The 19,615-nt window shown below is 60.3% G+C and carries 19 protein-coding genes; 13 read left to right on the top strand and 6 right to left on the bottom strand.

Annotated elements, in window-relative coordinates; all coding sequences use genetic code 11:
- Nucleotides 1-119 precede the first annotated feature (119 nt).
- From AGR2A_RS23090 to lysS, 5 genes are all read left to right on the top strand, one after another.
- The gene (locus AGR2A_RS23090) at nucleotides 120-806 is read left to right on the top strand and encodes a TetR/AcrR family transcriptional regulator (RefSeq protein ID WP_004445213.1); all 687 of its coding nucleotides are present in this window, start codon (nucleotides 120-122) and stop codon (nucleotides 804-806) included.
- Nucleotides 807-999: 193 nt separating this feature from the next.
- Complete coding sequence (locus tag AGR2A_RS23085; protein ID WP_072493045.1) at nucleotides 1,000-1,758, top strand: TerC family protein; 759 nt, start codon at nucleotides 1,000-1,002, stop codon at nucleotides 1,756-1,758.
- Nucleotides 1,759-2,000: 242 nt separating this feature from the next.
- Nucleotides 2,001-3,773, top strand: a complete 1,773-nt coding sequence (locus tag AGR2A_RS23080; RefSeq protein ID WP_072493046.1) for an SLC13 family permease — start codon at nucleotides 2,001-2,003, stop codon at nucleotides 3,771-3,773.
- A gap of 213 nt (nucleotides 3,774-3,986) precedes the next feature.
- Entirely contained in the window at nucleotides 3,987-5,444 is a 1,458-nt protein-coding gene (gene gltX / locus AGR2A_RS23075) for a glutamate--tRNA ligase (protein ID WP_022562751.1), read from the top strand.
- 249 nt (nucleotides 5,445-5,693) lie between these two features.
- Complete coding sequence (gene lysS / locus AGR2A_RS23070) at nucleotides 5,694-7,193, top strand: lysine--tRNA ligase (protein ID WP_004445220.1); 1,500 nt, start codon at nucleotides 5,694-5,696, stop codon at nucleotides 7,191-7,193.
- Nucleotides 7,194-7,447: 254 nt separating this feature from the next.
- Here the strand turns inward: lysS and AGR2A_RS23065 are convergent, their stop codons facing one another.
- Complete coding sequence (locus AGR2A_RS23065) at nucleotides 7,448-8,383, bottom strand: hypothetical protein (protein ID WP_153775763.1); 936 nt, start codon at nucleotides 8,381-8,383, stop codon at nucleotides 7,448-7,450.
- 284 nt (nucleotides 8,384-8,667) lie between these two features.
- Here AGR2A_RS23065 and AGR2A_RS23060 point away from each other — a divergent pair, with 284 nt between their 5' ends.
- The 5 genes from AGR2A_RS23060 to AGR2A_RS23040 all read left to right on the top strand — a co-directional run bounded on the left by AGR2A_RS23060 (nucleotide 8,668) and on the right by AGR2A_RS23040 (nucleotide 12,437).
- Nucleotides 8,668-9,558 carry a metal ABC transporter substrate-binding protein gene (locus AGR2A_RS23060; protein WP_072493047.1) on the top strand — a complete coding sequence of 297 codons (891 nt, stop codon included), beginning with the start codon at nucleotides 8,668-8,670 and terminating at the stop codon, nucleotides 9,556-9,558.
- A complete protein-coding gene (locus AGR2A_RS23055; RefSeq protein WP_072493048.1) occupies nucleotides 9,555-10,451 on the top strand; it encodes a manganese/iron ABC transporter ATP-binding protein in 897 nt (298 codons plus the stop codon). The genes AGR2A_RS23060 and AGR2A_RS23055 overlap by 4 nt, the downstream gene beginning before the upstream one ends.
- Nucleotides 10,444-11,304 (top strand): metal ABC transporter permease, encoded by an 861-nt coding sequence (locus AGR2A_RS23050; RefSeq protein WP_072493049.1) that lies wholly within the window; start codon nucleotides 10,444-10,446, stop codon nucleotides 11,302-11,304. Before AGR2A_RS23055 ends, AGR2A_RS23050 begins: the two co-directional genes overlap by 8 nt.
- Nucleotides 11,301-12,155 carry a metal ABC transporter permease gene (locus AGR2A_RS23045; RefSeq protein WP_072493050.1) on the top strand — a complete coding sequence of 285 codons (855 nt, stop codon included), beginning with the start codon at nucleotides 11,301-11,303 and terminating at the stop codon, nucleotides 12,153-12,155. Before AGR2A_RS23050 ends, AGR2A_RS23045 begins: the two co-directional genes overlap by 4 nt.
- Nucleotides 12,156-12,263: 108 nt before the next feature.
- Nucleotides 12,264-12,437: a DUF1328 domain-containing protein gene (locus AGR2A_RS23040; protein WP_003499086.1), complete on the top strand. Its 174-nt coding sequence runs from the start codon at nucleotides 12,264-12,266 to the stop codon at nucleotides 12,435-12,437.
- Between the two features lie 56 nt (nucleotides 12,438-12,493).
- Here the strand turns inward: AGR2A_RS23040 and AGR2A_RS23035 are convergent, their stop codons facing one another.
- The gene (locus AGR2A_RS23035) at nucleotides 12,494-13,225 is read right to left on the bottom strand and encodes an SDR family oxidoreductase (RefSeq protein WP_037092311.1); all 732 of its coding nucleotides are present in this window, start codon (nucleotides 13,223-13,225) and stop codon (nucleotides 12,494-12,496) included.
- A 205-nt stretch (nucleotides 13,226-13,430) separates the two neighbouring features.
- Here AGR2A_RS23035 and AGR2A_RS23030 point away from each other — a divergent pair, with 205 nt between their 5' ends.
- The gene (locus AGR2A_RS23030) at nucleotides 13,431-14,198 is read left to right on the top strand and encodes an IclR family transcriptional regulator (RefSeq protein WP_006699543.1); all 768 of its coding nucleotides are present in this window, start codon (nucleotides 13,431-13,433) and stop codon (nucleotides 14,196-14,198) included.
- 103 nt (nucleotides 14,199-14,301) lie between these two features.
- On the opposite strand, the gene tal is transcribed toward AGR2A_RS23030, so the two are convergent.
- Complete coding sequence (gene tal / locus AGR2A_RS23025) at nucleotides 14,302-15,267, bottom strand: transaldolase (RefSeq protein WP_004445235.1); 966 nt, start codon at nucleotides 15,265-15,267, stop codon at nucleotides 14,302-14,304.
- 205 nt (nucleotides 15,268-15,472) lie between these two features.
- Between tal and AGR2A_RS23020 the strand changes: the two genes are divergently transcribed.
- Entirely contained in the window at nucleotides 15,473-16,447 is a 975-nt protein-coding gene (locus AGR2A_RS23020; RefSeq protein WP_034497564.1) for a sugar-binding transcriptional regulator, read from the top strand.
- A gap of 69 nt (nucleotides 16,448-16,516) precedes the next feature.
- Here AGR2A_RS23020 and AGR2A_RS23015 read toward each other — a convergent pair whose 3' ends face one another.
- Both AGR2A_RS23015 and AGR2A_RS23010 read right to left on the bottom strand, forming a co-directional pair.
- A complete protein-coding gene (locus AGR2A_RS23015) occupies nucleotides 16,517-17,389 on the bottom strand; it encodes a methylated-DNA--[protein]-cysteine S-methyltransferase (RefSeq protein ID WP_034496818.1) in 873 nt (290 codons plus the stop codon).
- 217 nt (nucleotides 17,390-17,606) lie between these two features.
- A complete protein-coding gene (locus AGR2A_RS23010) occupies nucleotides 17,607-18,086 on the bottom strand; it encodes a DUF2244 domain-containing protein (RefSeq protein WP_072493051.1) in 480 nt (159 codons plus the stop codon).
- Between the two features lie 37 nt (nucleotides 18,087-18,123).
- Here AGR2A_RS23010 and nth point away from each other — a divergent pair, with 37 nt between their 5' ends.
- A complete protein-coding gene (gene nth, locus AGR2A_RS23005; protein ID WP_072493052.1) occupies nucleotides 18,124-18,906 on the top strand; it encodes an endonuclease III in 783 nt (260 codons plus the stop codon).
- Here the strand turns inward: nth and AGR2A_RS23000 are convergent.
- Entirely contained in the window at nucleotides 18,868-19,605 is a 738-nt protein-coding gene (locus AGR2A_RS23000) for a sulfate transporter family protein (protein WP_072493053.1), read from the bottom strand. The two genes, nth and AGR2A_RS23000, sit on opposite strands and share 39 nt — an antisense overlap.
- Nucleotides 19,606-19,615: the final 10 nt, after the last annotated feature.

The raw sequence follows: 19,615 nt of genomic DNA, 5'->3' as shown, positions 1-19,615 counted from the left end.
ACCGTTCGGTTCGATTGACATAATCTCTTTCCTGACACATATCAAGTGTTATCGAACCGATTGGTTCGACGTTCGGTTAATTTTTTTTACGCCGTTGTGATGCTATGAGGGCGGTAGCGATGGCAGGTGAAGACAGGGATATGGAGACGGAAACGGAAACGGGCTGTCCGGGCAATGCCGCCGGGCGTTTTGCGGCGGGCGAAGACCCGGCCAAACGCGAGCAGATTCTGGCAGGTGCCTGGCGTGTGTTCAAGCGCAAGGGCTTCGATGCGGCCAGCATGAACGACATCACGCGTGAGGCGGGCGTTTCCAAGGGCACGATCTACGTCTATTTCTCCAACAAGGAGGATCTGTTCGTTGCGCTCGTCGATCACCATCGCAACGAATTCGCCACCTCCATGCGCCATATCCTTGAGGGCACCGAGGAGGTGCGTGAGGGGCTGGAGCAGTTCGGCAAGGCCTTTGCCAACAAGATGATCTGTTCGGACATGATCCCCGCCATGCGTTCGGTGCTCGGCGTCATCGATCGCATGCCAAAACTGGCGCAGCGCTTTTTCCTGTCGGCTCCGAACAACGTGCGCACCGTGCTCCTGGATTTCATCCAACATCAGGTCGAGATCGGCCATCTGAAAGTGGACGATCCTGAACTGGCCGCCCGGCAATATATCGAGCTTTCCACCGGCACCTTCTTCAAGCTGCGGCTGTTCGGCGAACTGGAAGGCCCGGTTCCCGACGAGGAACTGGACCGGGTTATCAGCAGCGCCATCAACGTATTCATGGCGGCTTACGGAACAGACAAGGCCTGAGACCATTCAGCAAGGGACGGCCTGACCGGCATCGGGCCGGCAAGGCAATGGCGTCCGATACGCGGTTTGCGCGAAATTTCGATGAAATCTTGCTAAACACAGGAGCTATCTCCTTGTTTCTCGCGTATTGCGCTATAAATTCCACCCACCGAATATATCGGCTGGCCTTGTTGCTGAAAGGAAAACATACCTGATGGAGTCCATTCTCCCTCTTCTGTCGGACCCCGCCGCCTGGGTGGCGCTCGTCACACTGATCGTCATGGAGGTCGTGCTTGGCATCGACAACCTGATCTTCATCTCCATTCTCACCAACAAGCTGCCGCCTGAACAGCGCGAAAAAGCCCGCAAGATCGGCATAGGCCTCGCGCTCGTCATGCGCCTTGGCCTGCTTGGTACCGTCGCCTGGATCGTGCAGCTCACCACACCGGTCTTCGAAGCCTTCGGTCACCCATTCTCGTGGAAGGACATGATCCTCATCGCCGGCGGTCTCTTCCTCGTCTGGAAGGCGACCAAGGAAATTCACCACAATGTCGATCCGGAAGACCACAAGGAAGACCTGGTGGGCGGCCCTGTGGGCATGAATTTCGGCGCCGCCATCGGCCAGATCCTGCTGCTCGACCTCGTCTTCTCGGTGGACAGCATCATCACCGCCGTCGGCATGACCCCTCACCTGCCGATCATGATCGTCGCCGTCATCGTGGCCGTGACAGTCATGCTGCTGGCCGCAACGCCGCTCGCCAATTTCATCGAGCGCAACCCCACCATCGTCATGCTGGCGCTCGCCTTCCTGATGATGATCGGCACGACACTGATCGCCGAAGGCATGGGCTTCCATGTTCCCAAGGGCTACGTCTATGCCGCCATGGCGTTCTCGGCACTGGTGGAACTGCTCAACATGCTGGCGCGCAATGCAAGGCGCAGGAAGAAGGCGGGTGCGGAAGAGGTGCATTGACCGCACTTCCTTCCGTCGTGCCGGACTTGATCCGGCATCCAGTCAGCCCAAGTCCTTGGGCTGAAAAAGCTCTTCTCGCCGCGCAGACGCGCGGCGGCTGGATACCGGATCAAGTCCGGTATGACGGAGGGGCGTGAATCCTCAGTTCACGCCAGGAACCGCCTCACCCCGGCTTGCGTTCTTCGATATCCTCATCGATAGGTGCGACTTCCGCCGCCTCTCCTTCGAAAGCATAAGCCAGCATGACGACAGACCAGATCCTCGCCTTCACCGTCATCGCCGGCATGATGGTGGCCTTCATCTGGGACAGGTTTCGTTATGACGTCGTCGCCTGCAGCGCGCTGCTGGTGGCTGTAGCACTCGGCGTCGTGCCTTTCGACAAGGCATTTTCCGGCTTTTCGGATGATATCGTCATCATCGTCGGCAGCGCGCTGGTTGTCAGTTCGGCGGTGGCGCGTTCAGGCATCGTCGACATGACGATCAAGAAGTATTTCCCCGAGATGCATTCCAAAGGCCTGCAGCTCGCCTTCCTGATGATCGTCGTCGCCGTCATGTCGGCCTTCATCAAGAACATTGGCGCACTCGCCATCATGATGCCCGTCGCGTTCCAGTTCGCCCGCAAATCCGGAAGCCCGGTTTCCTATTACCTGATGCCCATGGCGTTTGCCGCCTTGCTGGGCGGGCTGATGACGCAGATCGGCACGTCGCCGAACATCGTCGTCTCGCGCCTGCGTGAGGAGATGACCGGTGAGAGCTTCTCGATGTTCGATTTCACGCCCGTTGGGGCTGGCCTCACCGTCATCGGCATCATCTTCCTGACCTTCGGTTATCGGTTGCTGCCGGTGCGCAACCGGGAAAAGGCCTCTGTCGAGGATATTCTCGACCAGTCCGCCTATACCGCCGAAGCGACGCTGCCTGCAGACAATACCTTTGCGGACAAGCCGCTGCGCGAACTTCTCAAGCAGGCCGATGGCGATGTCATCGCCAGCACCATCCTGCGCGGACCGCGGCGCATTTCCCCCTTTCCCGACGTGACGCTGAAGGCCGGAGACACGGTTCTGCTCGAAGGCAGCCCGGAAGGGCTCGACCGCATCGTCTCCCAGGCAAAGTTGCTGCTTTCCGGCAAGCCCCTGATGGAGAACGGCCAGAAAACCGCCGATCTCATTTCCATGGAGGCCGTCATCAGCAACGAATCCGTTCTGAACGGCATTTCGGCGCGGGAACTCGCGCTGTCCTATACGCGTGGCGTCAACCTGATCGCGGTGAGCCGGCGCGGCCAGCGTGTCAGCCAGCGGCTCTCGGAACTGACATTGCAGGCGGGTGACGTCATCCTTTTACAGGGCAGCCGCAAGAACCTGCCGCAGGTGCTGCAGGAATTTTCGCTGCTGCCGCTGGCGCAGCGGGAGATTCTGCTCGGCGTACAGCGCCGCGCGCTTTTGCCGGTCATCGTACTCGCCGCCGCCATGATCGCGGCCGGCAGCGGTCTGGTCCCGGTCTCGGTCGCCTTTTTCGCAGCCGCCTTCATGATGATCGTCGTCGGCGCCATTCCGCTGACCGAAGTCTACAAATCCGTCGATGGCCCTATCCTCGTCATGCTCGCCGCCCTCATTCCCGTCAGCGACTCGCTGCGCACCAGCGGCGCCAGCGAGTTGATCGCCGCCTGGCTCGGCAGCGCGGCTCAGGGCCTGCCGCCCTTTGCCGCGCTCGGCATGATCCTGCTCACCGCCATGGCGGTTACGCCCTTTCTCAACAATGCCGCAACGGTGCTGGTCATGGCGCCGATTGCCGCGGGTTTTGCCACCACGCTCGGTTTCCGGCCGGAGGCCTTCCTGATGGCGGTGGCGATCGGCGCGGGCTGCGATTTCCTCACCCCCATCGGGCACCAGTGCAATACGCTGGTCATGGGTCCCGGGGGTTATCGTTTCAGCGACTACCCGCGGCTTGGCCTGCCGCTATCGATCATGATCGTCATTGCCAGCATTCCCATGCTGCTTTACGTCTGGCCGGTCAACTGAAGCCAGCCGGCAGGACCGGCCGACCTCTGGAGACTCCATATTTCCTTGACGCCTGCGGCAGAATATGGCCTAAGCCCAAGCCGAACGGGAATATGAAAAAGGCACTTTCCTTTCGCCTTTCGACATGATGTCCTGCCGCATCCAAACGAAAACTCCGTGGTATCAGGGTGGAACCGCCCCGATGTCACCGCCACGTCACGACGAGTGAAATTCATGACCACTTCCGGCGTTCGCGTCCGCATCGCACCTTCCCCCACCGGCGAGCCGCATGTCGGCACCGCTTATATCGCGCTGTTCAACTATCTCTTCGCCAAGAAACACGGCGGCGAGTTCATCCTGCGCATCGAGGATACCGACGCCACCCGCTCGACCCTCGAATATGAGCAGAAGGTGCTGGAAGCCCTGCGCTGGACCGGCCTTACCTGGTCGGAAGGCCCCGATGTCGGCGGCCCTTACGGTCCGTATCGCCAGTCAGAGCGCAAGGCCATGTACTGGCCCTATGCCGAAGAACTTCTGGAAAAGGGCCATGCCTTCCGCTGTTTCTGCACGCCCGAGCGGCTGGAGCAGATGCGCGAGGCCCAGCGCGCCGCCGGCAAGCCGCCGAAATATGACGGACACTGCCTCAACCTGAAGGCCGAGGAAGTAACCGCCCGCGTTGCCGCCGGTGAAGCGAACGTCGTGCGCATGAAAATCCCGACCGAAGGCTCGTGCGATTTCCATGACGGCGTTTATGGCGACGTGTCGATCCCGTGGGATTCCGTCGACATGCAGGTGCTGATCAAGGCCGACGGCATGCCGACCTATCACATGGCCAACGTCATCGACGACCATCTGATGAAGATCAGCCATGTGGCGCGCGGCGAAGAATGGCTGGCGTCTGTGCCCAAGCACATCCTGCTTTACCGTTATTTCGGCTGGCAGGAGCCGGTGTTCATGCATCTCTCGCTGATGCGCAACGCCGACAAGTCGAAGCTTTCCAAGCGCAAGAACCCGACCTCGATCTCCTATTATTCCGCGCTCGGTTACCTGCCGGAAGCGTTGATGAACTTCCTCGGCCTGTTCTTCATCCAGATCGCAGAGGGCGAAGAACTTCTCACCATGGACGAGCTCGCCGCGAAGTTCGACCCGGAAGCGCTTTCCAAGGCCGGCGCCATTTTCGACATTCAGAAGCTGGATTGGCTGAATGGCCGCTGGCTGCGCGAAAAGCTTTCGCCGGAAGAGTTCATTGCCCGCACACTGGAATGGGCGATGGAGAATTCCCGCCTGACCGAGGGCCTGAAGCTTGCGCAGAGCCGCGTTTCCAAACTCGGCGAGCTGCCGAACCTTGCCGGCTTCCTGCTCGCAAGCGATGCTGGCCTGACGCCCGCCTCCTTTGCCGGGCTGAAGAGCAAGCCGGAGGAAATCCACGAAATCCTCACCACGGTTGCCGCAGACCTCGAAAAGATGCCTGACTGGAATGTGGAAGCCATCGAGGCCGAGCTGCGCGATGTGGCCGAACGCACCGGCAAGAAGCTGCGCGTCGTCACGCCGCCGCTTTTCGTCGCCATGTCCGGATCGTCGCGCTCGCTGCCGCTGTTTGACTCGATGGCGCTGCTCGGCCGCTCCGTCGTGCGCCAGCGCCTGAAGGCTGCGATCGCCGTTGTGGCCACGATGGTTGGCAGCGGAAGCTGATGATGACGTGCTGGCGGTGACGGCAGCATTTTAGAATACGCTCTTTGCCTGGGGCTCACCCCCTCTGCCCTGCCGGGCATCTCCCCCTCAAGGGGGGAGATCGACAAGCGGCTGACACCTTGCCCATGGAACGGGCGGGCGCGGCATCTGATCTCCCCCCTTGTGGGGAGATGTCCGGCAGGACAGAGGGGGGGTAACCCAGAGCGCCAAGGGTAACCGCAACGAACAAGCCCGCTAAAGGCGAACACGATGACCGACACCAAGACCGAAACCACCGCCCTCTCCTCCGACGCGACAGAAGTGCGCCGCCAGAAACTTGCGCTGCTGCGCGAGCAGATCGGCGACGTCTATCCGGCGCATTTCCACCGCACGATGAGCAATGCCGAGCTGGCGGAAAAATATGCCGATATCGAAGCCGACGTCGAGACCGGTGATACGGTGACGGTGGCGGGACGCGTTTATTCCTCGCGCAATTCCGGCATGTTCATGGATATTCATGACGCCTCGGGCAAGGTGCAGATCTTCTCGCACAAGGATACGACGCCGGAAGCGGCGCGCAACCTGCTGCCGATGATCGATATCGGCGACATCATCGGCGTGACCGGCAAGGTGCGCCGCACCAAGCGCGGTGAGCTGACGATCAACGCCGAAGAAATCACCATGCTGACGAAGTCGCTGCTGCCGATGCCCGAGAAGTGGCACGGCGTCTCCGACATCGAGCTGCGTTACCGCAAGCGCCACCTCGACATTCTCTCCAACGAGGAATCCAAGCTGCGCTTCCTGCAGCGCTCGAAGATTCTCTCCGGCATCCGCCGCTTCATGGAGGCCGAAGGCTTCCTCGAAGTGGAAACGCCGATGCTGCAGACCGTCTATGGCGGCGCGACCGCCGATCCGTTCAAGACCTTCCACAACACGCTGAAGATGGACATGTATCTGCGCATCGCGCCGGAACTTTTCCTGAAGCGCACGCTGGTTTCGGGCCTGTCCGACAAGGTTTTTGAAATCAACCGCAACTTCCGCAACGAAGGCGTCTCCACACGGCACAATCCTGAATTCACCATGATGGAGTGCTATTGGGCCTATGCCGATTACGAAGACATCATGGGTCTCGTTGAGCGGCTGTTCGAGACGCTGGCGATCTCGCTCCACGGCACCACAGAGGTGGAATTCCAGGGCCAGACGATCTCGTTCAAGGGTCCGTTCAAGCGCGTGCCGATGCCTGATGCGGTGAAGGAAGCAACCGGTATCGACTTCCTCGCCATCAAGACCGACGAAGAAGCCCGAGCTGCCGCCAAGGCCGCCGGTTTTGCTGTCGAGAAGGACTGGACCTGGGGCGAATGCCTTGCCTTCATCTTCGAAGAGAAGGTGGAAGGCACGCTGATCCAGCCGAGCCACGTCACGCATTTTCCGAAGGACATCTCGCCCTTCGCCAAGGAAGTGCCGGGTGAACCGCGCCTCGTCGAGCGTTTCGAAAGCTATTGCAACGCCTGGGAAGTGGGCAACGCCTTCTCGGAACTCAACGATCCGGAAGAACAGCGCCGCCGTATGGTGGAGCAGCTGGAACAGGCGCATGCGCGTGGCGAAAAGGACAAGCAGCTGGACGACGAGTTCCTCGACGCCATCGACCAGGGCATGCCCCCCGCCGGCGGCCTCGGCATCGGCGTCGACCGCCTGATCATGCTTTTGACCAACGCCCCGTCAATCCGCGACGTCATTCTCTTCCCGGCCCGCCGCAACAAGGCGGATTGAGGCACCAGGAGCGCTGCCCGGTTCGAATTTCCGGGCAAGCTGCAATCCCCTTGAAGTTGGCGCTGAAGGGTGAATATTCACTCAACCTCATCCTCGGGCTTGTCCCGAGGATTTGCTAACGTAGCGATTTTGTTGACGTGCTTAGAGGCGTGGGACAAGCCCAAGGATGACGTCGCGCAAGCATGACAAGGGAGCGTCGGCGGAACCTGCCGCCGGCATGAAACAGGAACGCCTAGGCAACAGCCGAATCCCTCTCAATGCCCCGCCTTGGCCTTTTCGCCAGCAGCTTCCTCTGCCACCGCCGCCTCTCCGTCCATCGGTTTTTCCTCCGCCGCCTGCGCGGTGGTCGAGCCTTTTCCGAAGATCAGTGACTTCAGATAGGACAGGCTGAAGATGCTGCTGCCCTCGGCTTCCGGTGTCGAGGTCAGAAGCTCGTCGGTGACGGTCTCACCATGCGCTTCGGGAGACGGAGTTTCGTCATGTGCTTCCGGAGCAGTTTCGCCATGGCCGGGCTCCGTTGGCGCAGCGTCATGTTCGCCGCTGGCCCCGCCCTTGCTTTCGCCGTGACCTTTGGCGGACTTGCCCTCGTGGCCGCCCGCTTCCGGCTCCGCAACCGGCGTCGCACAATCGGCGAAGTCGCTGAGGCTGGCAGCCATGGCTTCGGTATCTTCAAGCGGCAGATCGATGCGCAGACCGTAAAACTGGCCGCTGCCATTTGCTGCGCCGTCATAATAGAAGGCTGAATAACGGCGGGCCTCGGCGCCCTCGGGAATTTTCGCCGGATCCGGAATGAAGACCACCTGTGCGGCAATGGCCCGGCCGCGCATTTCCGAACGCAGCTGCGGTCCGTTCCTGTCAAGCACGGAGACCTGAACCAGATCGGGCTTCTGTTTGTCGTAAACCGCTTTGGCGACGCGCAGGGCGGTTTTCAACCGCTCCGTGCCGTCTCCGCCTTCGGTGCGAATGAACTTGCGTACCCATAGCGAGCCGTTCTTGCGGATATTCACTGTCTGGACTGCGTCGCAGGAAAGCCCGTTGGTGGAGGCATAGGATGGGCCAAGCAGCCGCTCGCTGCCGATGAACACGGCAGCGGAACCGGTCGCGCCTGCCAAAAGCAGGATCCCGCCTCCAATCATAACGAGCTTGCGCGAAAACCGCATTCGTCCGAATACAGCTTTCACCCGCAACATCCTGACATCAAGTACCCCGCCTCTCGCCCTCACCCCGGAAACGTGGCTCGAAGGATGAGGAACACACGCGGGATAAGCTTCGGACCACGCTGTCCGAGCCTTCCGATAGTGCCGCTTTCTCATTGAAAAAAGTTTAATCCCGCAGGCAAGATACCCGCAAAAGCGCATCATTTTCGGACATTTCAGAAATCTCAAGATTTGCGAATGATTTGCAATAGCGTTGACAAAGGTGATTTTATAACAGATGGTATTGCGAATTAGTCGCAACAAAATCTGGTGAGCACGTGAACGTCCATAAATTCCGCCACGCCATTTTCGCTTTCTCGCTTTTTCTTCCGGGCGTCGGCTTTGCCCAGGAAAAACCTGTTGTCGTGACCACCTTTACCATCATCGCCGATATGGCGCGCAACGTAGCGGGTGACGCGGCCGAGGTGGAAAGCATCACCAAGCCCGGCGCGGAAATCCACAATTACCAGCCGACGCCCCGCGACATTCTGAAGGCCCGCAAGGCCGATCTGGTGCTGCGCAACGGACTCAATCTGGAATTGTGGTTCGAGAAATTCCTGACTAACCTCTCCGGCGTGCCTGATGTGACGGTGAGCGATGGTGTGAAGCCGATGGCGATCAGCGGCGGCGCCTATCAGGGCAAGCCCAATCCGCACGCCTGGATGTCTCCCGATAACGCCTTGATCTACGTCGAAAATATTCGCAAGGGCCTCAGCGAGATCGACCCCGCCCACGCCGATGTCTACGCCGCCAATGCCAAGGCCTATTCGGACAGGATCAGGGCCACGGTGCAGCCGATCCGCAATGAACTTTCGGCCCTTCCGGAAAACAAGCGCTGGTTGGTGACGAGTGAAGGCGCCTTTTCTTATCTCGCCCGCGATTTCGGCCTGAAGGAATTGTTCCTCTGGCCGGTCAACGCCGACAGTCAGGGCACGCCCCAGCAGGTTCGGGGTGTGATCGACGCCATGCGCGAGCATAATATCCACGTCATCTTCAGCGAAAGCACCGTTTCCGCCGATCCCGCCCAGCAGGTGGCCAAGGAAACCGGTGCGGCCTATGGCGGCATTCTCTATGTGGATTCGCTGAGCGAGGCTGATGGTCCCGTCCCGACTTACCTGGACCTGCTGCGTGTGACGAGCGAAACCATCGCCAAGGGACTGTCTTCATGAGAATGGGGAGTAAAAAATCAGGCGGCGGCCTGACGGTTCAAAATGCGACAGTGACCTATCGCAACGGCCACACCGCATTAAGAGATGCCAGCTTCTCCATTCCCCGCGGAACGATCACGGCACTTGTCGGCGTCAACGGCGCCGGCAAGTCCACGATTTTCAAGGCGATCATGGGTTTCGTTCCTTTGGCCGCCGGTTCCGTCTCGATCTTCGACCTGCCGGTAAAGGAGGCGCTGAAGAAAAACCTCGTCGCTTACGTGCCGCAGGCGGAAGAGGTCGACTGGAGCTTTCCGGTGCTGGTGGAAGACGTGGTGATGATGGGCCGTTATGGCCACATGAATTTCCTGCGCATTCCCTCGAAGCGCGATCACCAGATGGTGGAAGAGGCGCTGAAACGCGTCAACATGCTCGATTATCGCAAGCGCCAGATCGGCGAACTATCCGGCGGGCAGAAGAAGCGCGTGTTTCTGGCCCGCGCGCTGGCGCAGGAAGGGCAGGTGATCCTGCTGGACGAACCTTTTACCGGTGTCGACGTGACGACGGAGGAGCAGATCGTCGCGCTTTTGAAGGCGCTGCGCGACGAGGGCCGCGTCATGCTGGTCTCCACCCACAATCTTGGCAGCGTTCCGGAATTCTGCGACCGCGCCGTCTTCGTCAAGGGTACGGTTCTGGCGTCGGGCAAAACAAGCGACACCTTTACAGAGGAAAACCTGCAAAGGGCTTTCGGCGGCAGCCTGCGCCACTTCCTTCTCGGCGGGGCAGAGTTGCATAGCGACGCCGATCCGCGCCGCCTGAAGGTCATAACCGATGACGAGCGGCCCTTCGTGATCTACGGCAAAAATGGCCAGGACAGGCGCGATTCTGAGGCTCCGAAAGAGAAAGCCGATGATTGACACCCTTCTTGAGCCTTTCACCTATGGTTACATGTTGAACGCCATCTGGGTCAGCGCACTGGTGGGCGGTGTCTGCGGCTTTCTCTCGGCCTATCTGATGCTGAAGGGCTGGTCATTGATCGGCGATGCGCTTTCCCATGCCATCGTTCCCGGGGTTGCCGGAGCCTATATGCTGGGCCTGCCCTTTTCGCTCGGCGCGTTTCTCTCCGGCGGGTTGGCGGCCGGGTCCATGCTGTTTCTGAATCAGAAGACACGGCTCAAGGAAGATGCGATTATCGGCCTGATCTTCACCTCGTTCTTCGGGCTTGGCCTGTTCATGGTGTCGCTCTCGCCGACCTCGGTGAATATCCAGACCATCGTGCTCGGCAATATCCTCGCTATCACCGCTGAAGACACCATCCAACTGGCTTTGATCGGCGGTATCAGCCTCCTTGTGCTTTCGCTGAAATGGCGCGACTTCATGGTGGTGTTCTTCGATGAGAACCACGCCCGCACCGTGGGGCTGAAACCGGAAGTGCTGAAGGTGATCTTCTTCACCCTGCTGGCCGCCTCCACGGTTGCCGCCCTACAGACTGTCGGCGCTTTCCTCGTCGTCGCCATGGTGGTGACGCCGGGCGCTACTGCCCATCTCCTGACCGACCGTTTCGAGCGGCTGATCCTGATGAGCCTCATCATCGGCGCGGCCACCAGCTTCATCGGCGCCTATCTCAGCTATTTTCTCGATGGCGCGACCGGCGGCGTCATCGTGGTGCTACAGACGGCGATCTTCCTTGCCGCCTTCGTCTTTGCACCCAAACACGGCCTGCTCGCCTCGCGCGCCAAGGCGCGCAGGGCGCTGGAGGAAACGCCATGAGCGAATATCTCGAACTGGCCATACTGCCGTTTCAACTGCCTTTCATGCAATATGCCTTCCTGATCACGCTGATGATCGCGGTGCCCATGGCAATGCTCTCCTGTTTTCTGGTGCTGAAGGGCTGGTCGCTGATGGGGGACGCCGTTTCCCATGCCGTGCTGCCCGGCGTGGTGGTGGCCTATATCGTTGGCATCCCGCTTTCCATCGGGGCCTTCATCGCGGGCATGATATGTGCCCTCGGCACCGGTTTCATCAAGGAAAACAGCCGCATCAAGGAGGATACGGTGCTCGGCATCGTCTTTTCCGGCATGTTCGGGCTGGGACTGGTGCTTTACGTGAAGGTGCAGAGCGACGTACATCTCGACCATATCCTCTTCGGCGACATGCTCGGCATCGCGCCCTTGGACATGCTGGAGACGGGCGTGATCGCGCTTTTCGCCACTCTGTTTCTCGGCATCCTGCGCAAGGATCTGCTGGTCAACGCCTTCGATGCGCAACATGCAAGAGCCATCGGGCTGCCCGTGCGTGTGCTGCATTATGGCCTGCTGATGGTGCTGTCGCTCACCGTAGTCGGCGCGCTGAAGGCGGTTGGCATCATTCTCTCCGTCGCCATGCTCGTCGCACCGGGCGCAATCGCCTTCCTGCTGACCCGGCGTTTTTCCGCCATGCTGCTGGTGGCCATTGCGGTTGCGGTCGCCTCGTCGCTTGCGGGCATATGGCTGAGTTTCCTGATCGACAGCGCTCCCGCCCCCACGATCGTGCTCTTCATGAGCGTCACCTTCGTCGCGACATTCGTCCGCACCCTCTGGAAAACCCGCCGTACCGACACGGCCCGTGAGACGGCAATATAAAAGAACGATTTTTACGGGCGCGTGGAACATTTTCTCCTTTTGCGCGTCATTTTATCGAGCCTGTCGCGGGACGGCGGCTCGGGAAAATTTCGCAAGAGGGGAAGTGCCATGCTTAAATGGGCTCTTATTTTCTTTGTCATTTCTTTGATCGCGGGCGTGTTCGGCTTTACCGGCATTTCGGCAGCCGCAGCCGGCGTGGCCCGCATTCTGTTCTTCATCGCCGTGGTGATCTTCCTGGTCTTCCTCGTGCTTGCGCTGATGGCCGGAAGCGCCGTCGTCTGAATGAAAAAGGCGACCGGTTGTCACGCCGGTCGCCCTCCTCTCTCCCTTGAAATCCGTTAGCCCGTCCAGCCGCCATCAATGACATGGATCTGGCCGGTGGTGAAACCTGCTTCGTCTGACGCGAGGTAGGTGACGAGCGCTGCGATCTCTTCCGGCGTGGCGATGCGGCCCATAGGCTGGCGCGCGATGAAATCTGCAAGAGCCTGTTCGTAATTGCCGGTGGCGCGCAAACGATCGTGCAGCGAAGGGCTATCCACCGTTCCGGGGCAGATGGCGTTGCAACGAATGCCCTTTGTCACGAAGTCCGCCGCAATCGCCTTGGTCAGACCCACAACGGCGGCCTTGGAAGCGGTGTAGGCAAACCGGTTTGGCACTCCCTTTACGCTGGACGCAACCGAGGACATGTTGACGATTGCGCCCTTGCCCTTCTCCAGCATGCCGGGCAGGAAAGCGCGGCAGGTACGGTACATGGCTTTTGCGTTGAGGTCGAAGGAGAAATCCCAGTCCTTCTCCTCACACTCGAGGATGGTGCCGGAATGAACAAAACCGGCGCAGTTGAACAGCACATCCGCATGGCCGATATCGGCGGCAAAATCTTTTACGCCATCGCTGTCGAGCACGTTCAGAACCCGCGTCTCTGCCCCCTTGAGCGTAGAAAGCGCCTGCTCATTGATATCGGTGGCGATGACGCGCGCCCCGAGCGACACGAACCGCTCTGCCGCCGCCCGCCCGATACCCTGACCGGCCGCGGTGATCACCACTGTCCGGCCGTTAAAATCCTGCACCATGAATAGCCTCCCGCTAAGGCACGCCCGCCTGCCGGGGCCGAGCCGTTGAATTTCAGTGATCTCAAATATGGATCGACAATTCATATGTAAACGCGGTATTCATATGGCGTCAAGCAAACTTGCGTGGACGGACGGTATAGGGCAAGCCTATTTTCAGGCCCTGCCCGGCGCCGGCGACCATACACACCATCATCATCGAGGCCAGATGACCGACGACGACAGCGAAAGATATCGCGCTCCCGCCCTCGACAAGGGCCTGGACATTCTCGAACTTCTGGCCCGCACCGATGGCGGGCTGACACAGATCGAGATCGCCAAGTCCATCGGAAAGAGCCCCAACGAGCTTTACCGCATGCTGGACCGGCTGGTGCGCCGGGGTTATGTGCAGCGGCTTGACGGCGATCGATTCTCTTTGACGCTGAAAATGTTCGGGCTGGCGCATTTCCATGCGCCTATCCGCCGGCTGGTTTCCTTCGCGGCCCCTGTCATGCGCGATTTTTCGGCGAGTGCGGAGCAGGCCTGCCATCTGGCGGTCCATGATCGCGGCAGCGTTGTCGTCATTGCCCAACAGGAATCATCCACCTACTGGGCCATGTCCATGCGTGTCGGCGCGCAGATGAGCCTGTTCCACACCGGCTCGGGCCACGTGCTTCTGGCCTTCCAGACAGAAGCGCAGCGCCAGATCATGATAACCGAACAGGTGCGCGGCAGCGGCGAGACCATACCGCCGGGTCTTGCCGATCGGCTGGCAGAGGTGCGCAAGAACGGCTTCGAATCCATGGACAGCCTCCAGACCGCCGGTGTCCGCAATATTTCCGCTCCGGTGCTGACGCTCGATGGCACCGCGCTGGCCGTGATCACCTGCCCCTATATTACCCCTCTTGGCGGCAAGGCGCCCACACGCGAAGCCTGCGAGGTGTTGATCCGCGAGGCAGCAAAACGTATCTCCGAGATCGTGACGGGCACTATCTGAGCACAAAAAAACGCGACCGGCAGGGATCCGATCGCGTTTCAGTTGACTGGAGATTTATGTCTCGTAAACGTCGGGGGAACGCGGATGGTTCCCCCTTTTTTCGTCAGGCGGCGGCGGCCGTCAGTTCCTTGCGCACCATTTCGCGCAGCGTCACCAGATCCTTGGCGAAGAGGCGGATACCTTCCGAGAGCTTCTCGGTAGCCATTGCGTCTTCGTTCAGCGCCCAGCGGAATGCCTTCTCGTCCAGCGACTGCAGCGGCTCGGCCTTGACGTTGTCTGCCGAAAGCTTGCGCTCCAGCTTGCCGGTATCCTTGTCCAGCTCTTCCAGCAGCGCCGGGCTGATCGTCAGGCGGTCGCAACCGGCAAGCGCTTCGATTTCGCCGACGTTGCGGAAGGACGCGCCCATGACGACGGTGCTGATGCCATTGGCCTTGTAGTAGTTGTAGATGCTGCGCACGGAAACGACGCCCGGATCGGTCTCGGCGGTGTAGTTTTCGCCGGTCGACTTCTTGTACCAGTCAAGGATACGGCCGACGAAGGGCGAAATGAGGAAGACCTTGGCTTCGGCGCAGGCAATCGCCTGAGCCTGCGAGAAAAGGAGCGTCAGGTTGCAGTCGATGCCTTCGGACTGCAGCACTTCGGCAGCCTTGATGCCTTCCCAGGTGGAAGCAAGCTTGATGAGGATGCGTTCACGCTCGATGCCGCGCTCCTTGTAGGCGGCAATGATGTGGCGGGCCTTCGTGATGGAGGCTTCGGTATCGAATGAAAGGTCGGCATCGACTTCGGTCGATACGCGGCCCGGCACGAGGCCGGCAAGCGCTGCCCCCACGGAGATGGCCAGACGATCGGCAACGGCAGCAACAACGGCGTCGGACTGGCCGCCCTGCTTTTTGCCCCAGGCGACGGCTTCCTTGACCGCATCGGCAAATGCCGGCGTGCCAAGCGCCTTCAGAACGATGGTCGGGTTGGTGGTGCAATCCACCGGCTTCAGGCGCGCAACCGCCTCGATATCGCCGGTGTCGGCAACGACCGTGGTGATGGCGCGAAGTTGTTCGAGTTTGGATGTCATATCGAATGATCCTTCATGATCTCTTGAAAACTTGCTCAGCCGTCATTTCGTTCCCGCACCATGGGTGCGCCCAAGGCCGAAATCGCGGTTTCGTCGGCTCTGACTATCGCAAGCGGCACGGTCGAAAGTCAAGACATTTGCGCATCGCAATTGACATAAGTTTCATGCCTGCGATACTCGGCAAACACAATGAATGGCGGAAACCGTGGCAAAACTGAGAAGAGAAACCCATACGGCCTATTCGGAAGCGGCTTCGCTGCGGCTGCGGGCGGCATGGCTCTATTATAATCAGGGCATGACGCAGAAGGACGTCGCCGAAAAACTGGGTATCAGCCGCTCCACCGTCATACGCCTGCTGGACGAAGCGATGAAGCGCTCCGAAGTGCAGATATGGATCAATGAGGGTATCGAAGATTTCGTCTCGCTGGCCGGCCAGCTTGAGGCGGCTTACGGGCTGGACGAGGCCGTGATCATCCCCTCTCCAGACAAAGCCAGTGCGGAAGGCACCGCCAAGGCCGTCGGGCTGGCGCTCGGGCAATTTCTCTCCGAAGCGGTGCCGAATGGCGCCACCATCGGCGTTGGCTGGGGTCGCACCATGACCGCCTCGCTTTCCAGCTTCCGCCCGCCGCGCCGGGAGAACTGCAAGGTCGTTTCGCTGCTCGGCGGTATCGTCGCCGTGCACCAGACCAACCCGCTCGATTACACCTGGCGGCTGGCGAGCGCACTCGGCGCGGAATGTTACATGTTCCTCGCACCGCTGCTGGTGGATTCGGTCGAGACCAAACGGGCGCTGATCGAAAAATGCGGGCTTGCAACGCTGTACGATCTCGCCGAAACGCTCGATCTTGCCATCGTCTCCTGCGGCGATATCGGCCCGCACTCCACATCTTTGTCGGAAGGTTTCATCTCCAGGGAGACGCTGCGCGAACTCATTGACGCCGGCTGCGTCTGCGACACCATGTTCAACTTCATCGATGCCGAGGGCCGCTCGGTCGATCATCCAATCAACCAGCGCGCCATGGCGATCGATCTCGACACGCTGCGCAAGGCCAAACACATCGTGCTTGCCTCCGGCGGCGCCCACCGCGCCATCGCCATCCGCGCCACGATCAAGCGGATCGGCTGCAATACGCTGATAACGGACGAGGCGGCGGCGCGAGCGTTGATGGAGCTAGTTTAGGCGTTGTCAGGCAGCCTACTCAGACACCCCTCATTCCTGTGACAAGCACAGGGATGAGGGAGACCAGCCTCACACCTTTCCCGTTTCCCAACCCAGCATCGCCCGCTTGCGAGTGAGGCCCCAATGGTAACCCGTTAGAGCCCCGCTTTTGCCGACAGCGCGATGGCAGGGAACGACGAAGGACACCGGGTTTGCCCCCACTGCGGCACCCACGGCACGGGAGGCAGTAGGCTGGCCGATATCACAGGCGATGTGCGAATAGGTGACCGCGCGGCCCATCGGGATTTTGAGGAGGCTTTCCCATACCCGCACCTGAAAATCCGTACCGAGCAGCACAACACGCAGCGGCCTGTCCGCCGACCACATGGACGGATCGAAGATACGGGCGGCATAAGGCGCGGTCGCTTCGCGATCCTCGACATAATCCGCATTCGGCCAGCGGCCGGCCATGTCTTCAAAACAGGCCCTCTCCTCACCCGGATCGGCAAAAGCGCAGCCGGCAAGTCCACGATCGGTCACCATGACCAGCGCAAGACCGAAGGGCGAGGCGTGGAACCCGTAACGGATCGTCAGCCCGCCGCCCTTCGCCTTCCATTCGCCGGGCGACATGGCTTCATGCGTGACGAAGAGGTCGTGCAGGCGTCCCGGCCCCGACATGCCGACCTCGATCGAGGTTTCGAGCAGCGGCAGATCCTCCTCGCGCAAAAGCCGCTTGGCATGATCGAGCGTTACAGCCTGAAGGAATGCCTTGGGCGAAAGGCCGGCCCAGCGGGTGAAAGTCTTCTGCAATTGCGTCGGTGACTGGCCGAGCCTTGCGGCAATGGCTTCGAGGGAGGGCTGCTCGCGATAATCCAGCGTCAAAAGCTCGATGACCCCGCGCACCGTGTCGTAATCGGATCCGATGGGGGTGATGTCTTCGTTCAGCGCAATATTGGCGTTCATCGCAAATCTCCTAACGGGTAAGAGAAAACCATTAAAGCGTGGTCGTCTCCACCCGTTTCTTGCGCCCTGCTCCATTTCTACCGTCATACCGGCCTCGAGCCGGTATCCAGCCAGCCAAAGTCCTTGGGCTGAAAGGAGTCTTTTCCGCCGCGCCGACGCGCGTCGGCTGGATTCCGGCTCAGGGCCGGAATGACGGAGGGAGAGCTGGATTATCCTCTTACATCCGCCGCACCGTCGCCAGCGCACCGCCAAACGCCTTGGCAAAGCTTTCCCGATCATCCGGATTGAGGAACGAGCCGATGTCGGTCGCCCGGCCCTCGCCCGTCACATGCATCGAGACGATGCCGATCTCGTCATGCCGCCTCACCCTGAAACGCGCCCAGAACGGATTGAAGCGATGCTCCACCATTCGTCCGGCAGGGGAGAATTTTCGGATCGACAGGCTGGTGCGCGAGACGCTGACCTCCTCCCGCGCCTTGGCCGCCCGGTAATTGACGCGGAAAGCGATATAGAGCAGCAGAAAATCCAGTCCGAAAAACAGGCCGATCGGCCACGCTCCAGTGGCGAAGAAAAAGCCGCCATAGATCAGGCAGGCAAATCCCGACAGGATGAGAAGCAGCCGGAAACCGCGGCGGCCAAGCGAACGGTGCGGAACGAGTTCCGCCGCGAAAATCGGCTGGTCGTTGAGCGTATCCACGTTGCTTTCCTTTGGGCGGGCTGGCTATAGATAATCCATGACAATCGCCAAGAAACGATCCAGCACCCAAACCTTGAAAAAGTCAAATCCGGCAGCCGCGCGCAGGCCGGCGCGGGTGAAGACGGCCTATTCCAGGGAGGAGCTCAGCGAAATCTTCCGCCGCTTTTCCATCCAGCGGCCGGAACCGAAAGGCGAGCTGGAACATACCAATCCCTTCACCCTGCTGGTGGCTGTGGCGCTGTCCGCACAGGCGACCGATGTGGGCGTGAACCGGGCCACCCGCGCGCTGTTCAGGGTGGCCGATACGCCGGAAAAGATGCTGGCGCTTTGCGAGGAAGAACTGATCGGTTACATCAAGACCATCGGGCTTTACCGTAACAAGGCGAAGAACGTCATTGCCCTGTCGCAGATGCTGATCGACAATTTCGGCGGCGAGGTGCCGAAGACCCGCGACGAACTGGTGACGCTTCCCGGCGTGGGCCGCAAGACGGCCAATGTGGTGATGTCGATGGCCTTCGGCGTGCCCACGCTTGCGGTGGACACACATGTGTTCCGCATCGCCAACCGGCTCTGTCTTGCGCCGGGCAAGACCCCTGACGAGGTTGAAGACCGGCTGATCCGCATCATTCCCGAAGAATATCTGTTCCATGCGCATCACTGGCTGATCCTGCACGGGCGTTACTGCTGCAAGGCACGCAAGCCGGAATGCGAGCGCTGCGTGATTGCCGATATCTGCAAATCGCCGGAAAAAACCTTCGATATTCCGGCGCCGCTGGTGGAATTACCCGCGAAGCTGTTCGGTTCGGCTGGCGGCGAATGAAGGGTCGCGGCGGCTGACAGCCTTGTGCAGATGCACCATCATGGAGGCCGCAAAAAGCGGCGTCAGCAGGTTGAGGAATGGAACCGCCAGAAAGGCCGCAATGACCAGCCCGGCCATGAAGACGGTGGTGCGGTGTTTTACCCGGAACAGCCGGGCGTCAGCGGGCGAGCGGAAGCGCATCGCCGCGAATTCGAAGAATTCGCGGCCGAGCAGGTAACCGTTCACCGGAAAAAACGCGATGAGGTTGATACCGGGAACAAGCAGCAGAAAAAGCGCAATGAGGTTGCCGGCAATGACAACGCCGAAAAACTTGATGGAGGAGAGCACAGCCTCGCCCATCGGCATCGCCCTGCCGGGCGGATCGTCCGGATAGCTCTTTTTTTCAACCACTTCGGCGACATCGTCGAGAAACAGGCCGGCGATGACGGCAGTGACCGGCGAGATGAGCAGCGCCAGTGCCAGAGCCAGCCCTATTCCGGCGAAAATGGCGAAAACGAAGCTCAGCCAGCCCGCCCAGTCCGGCACGCCGGGAATCAGCGCGTCTATCCATGGCAGGGCGAAATAGATGAAGATCGAGCGGATGGCGAACCACAGGGCCGCGAGCACGAGAAGGGTGAGCCCCAGTACCTTCCAGAACACCGACCGGGTTTCGGCGGCAAAGAGATTTTGGAAGGCGAGCCGCGCCGCAACAAAAATCATTCGGAACTCC

Origin of the sequence: Agrobacterium genomosp. 2 str. CFBP 5494 (assembly GCF_900013495.1) — a bacterium.
In the GTDB taxonomy this organism is placed as follows: domain Bacteria; phylum Pseudomonadota; class Alphaproteobacteria; order Rhizobiales; family Rhizobiaceae; genus Agrobacterium; species Agrobacterium pusense.
This window is presented reverse-complemented; position numbering and strand designations above follow the sequence as displayed.

Coding starts and splice junctions, on each gene's coding strand:
- AGR2A_RS23090 (WP_004445213.1), top strand. CDS start 120: ATGGCAGGTGAAGACAGGGATATGGAGACGGAAACGGAAACGGGCTGT.
- AGR2A_RS23085 (WP_072493045.1), top strand. CDS start 1,000: ATGGAGTCCATTCTCCCTCTTCTGTCGGACCCCGCCGCCTGGGTGGCG.
- AGR2A_RS23080 (WP_072493046.1), top strand. CDS start 2,001: ATGACGACAGACCAGATCCTCGCCTTCACCGTCATCGCCGGCATGATG.
- gltX (WP_022562751.1), top strand. CDS start 3,987: ATGACCACTTCCGGCGTTCGCGTCCGCATCGCACCTTCCCCCACCGGC.
- lysS (WP_004445220.1), top strand. CDS start 5,694: ATGACCGACACCAAGACCGAAACCACCGCCCTCTCCTCCGACGCGACA.
- AGR2A_RS23065 (WP_153775763.1), bottom strand. CDS start 8,383: ATGTTGCGGGTGAAAGCTGTATTCGGACGAATGCGGTTTTCGCGCAAG.
- AGR2A_RS23055 (WP_072493048.1), top strand. CDS start 9,555: ATGAGAATGGGGAGTAAAAAATCAGGCGGCGGCCTGACGGTTCAAAAT.
- AGR2A_RS23050 (WP_072493049.1), top strand. CDS start 10,444: ATGATTGACACCCTTCTTGAGCCTTTCACCTATGGTTACATGTTGAAC.
- AGR2A_RS23045 (WP_072493050.1), top strand. CDS start 11,301: ATGAGCGAATATCTCGAACTGGCCATACTGCCGTTTCAACTGCCTTTC.
- AGR2A_RS23040 (WP_003499086.1), top strand. CDS start 12,264: ATGCTTAAATGGGCTCTTATTTTCTTTGTCATTTCTTTGATCGCGGGC.
- AGR2A_RS23035 (WP_037092311.1), bottom strand. CDS start 13,225: ATGGTGCAGGATTTTAACGGCCGGACAGTGGTGATCACCGCGGCCGGT.
- AGR2A_RS23030 (WP_006699543.1), top strand. CDS start 13,431: ATGACCGACGACGACAGCGAAAGATATCGCGCTCCCGCCCTCGACAAG.
- tal (WP_004445235.1), bottom strand. CDS start 15,267: ATGACATCCAAACTCGAACAACTTCGCGCCATCACCACGGTCGTTGCC.
- AGR2A_RS23015 (WP_034496818.1), bottom strand. CDS start 17,389: ATGAACGCCAATATTGCGCTGAACGAAGACATCACCCCCATCGGATCC.
- nth (WP_072493052.1), top strand. CDS start 18,124: ATGACAATCGCCAAGAAACGATCCAGCACCCAAACCTTGAAAAAGTCA.
- AGR2A_RS23000 (WP_072493053.1), bottom strand. CDS start 19,605: ATGATTTTTGTTGCGGCGCGGCTCGCCTTCCAAAATCTCTTTGCCGCC.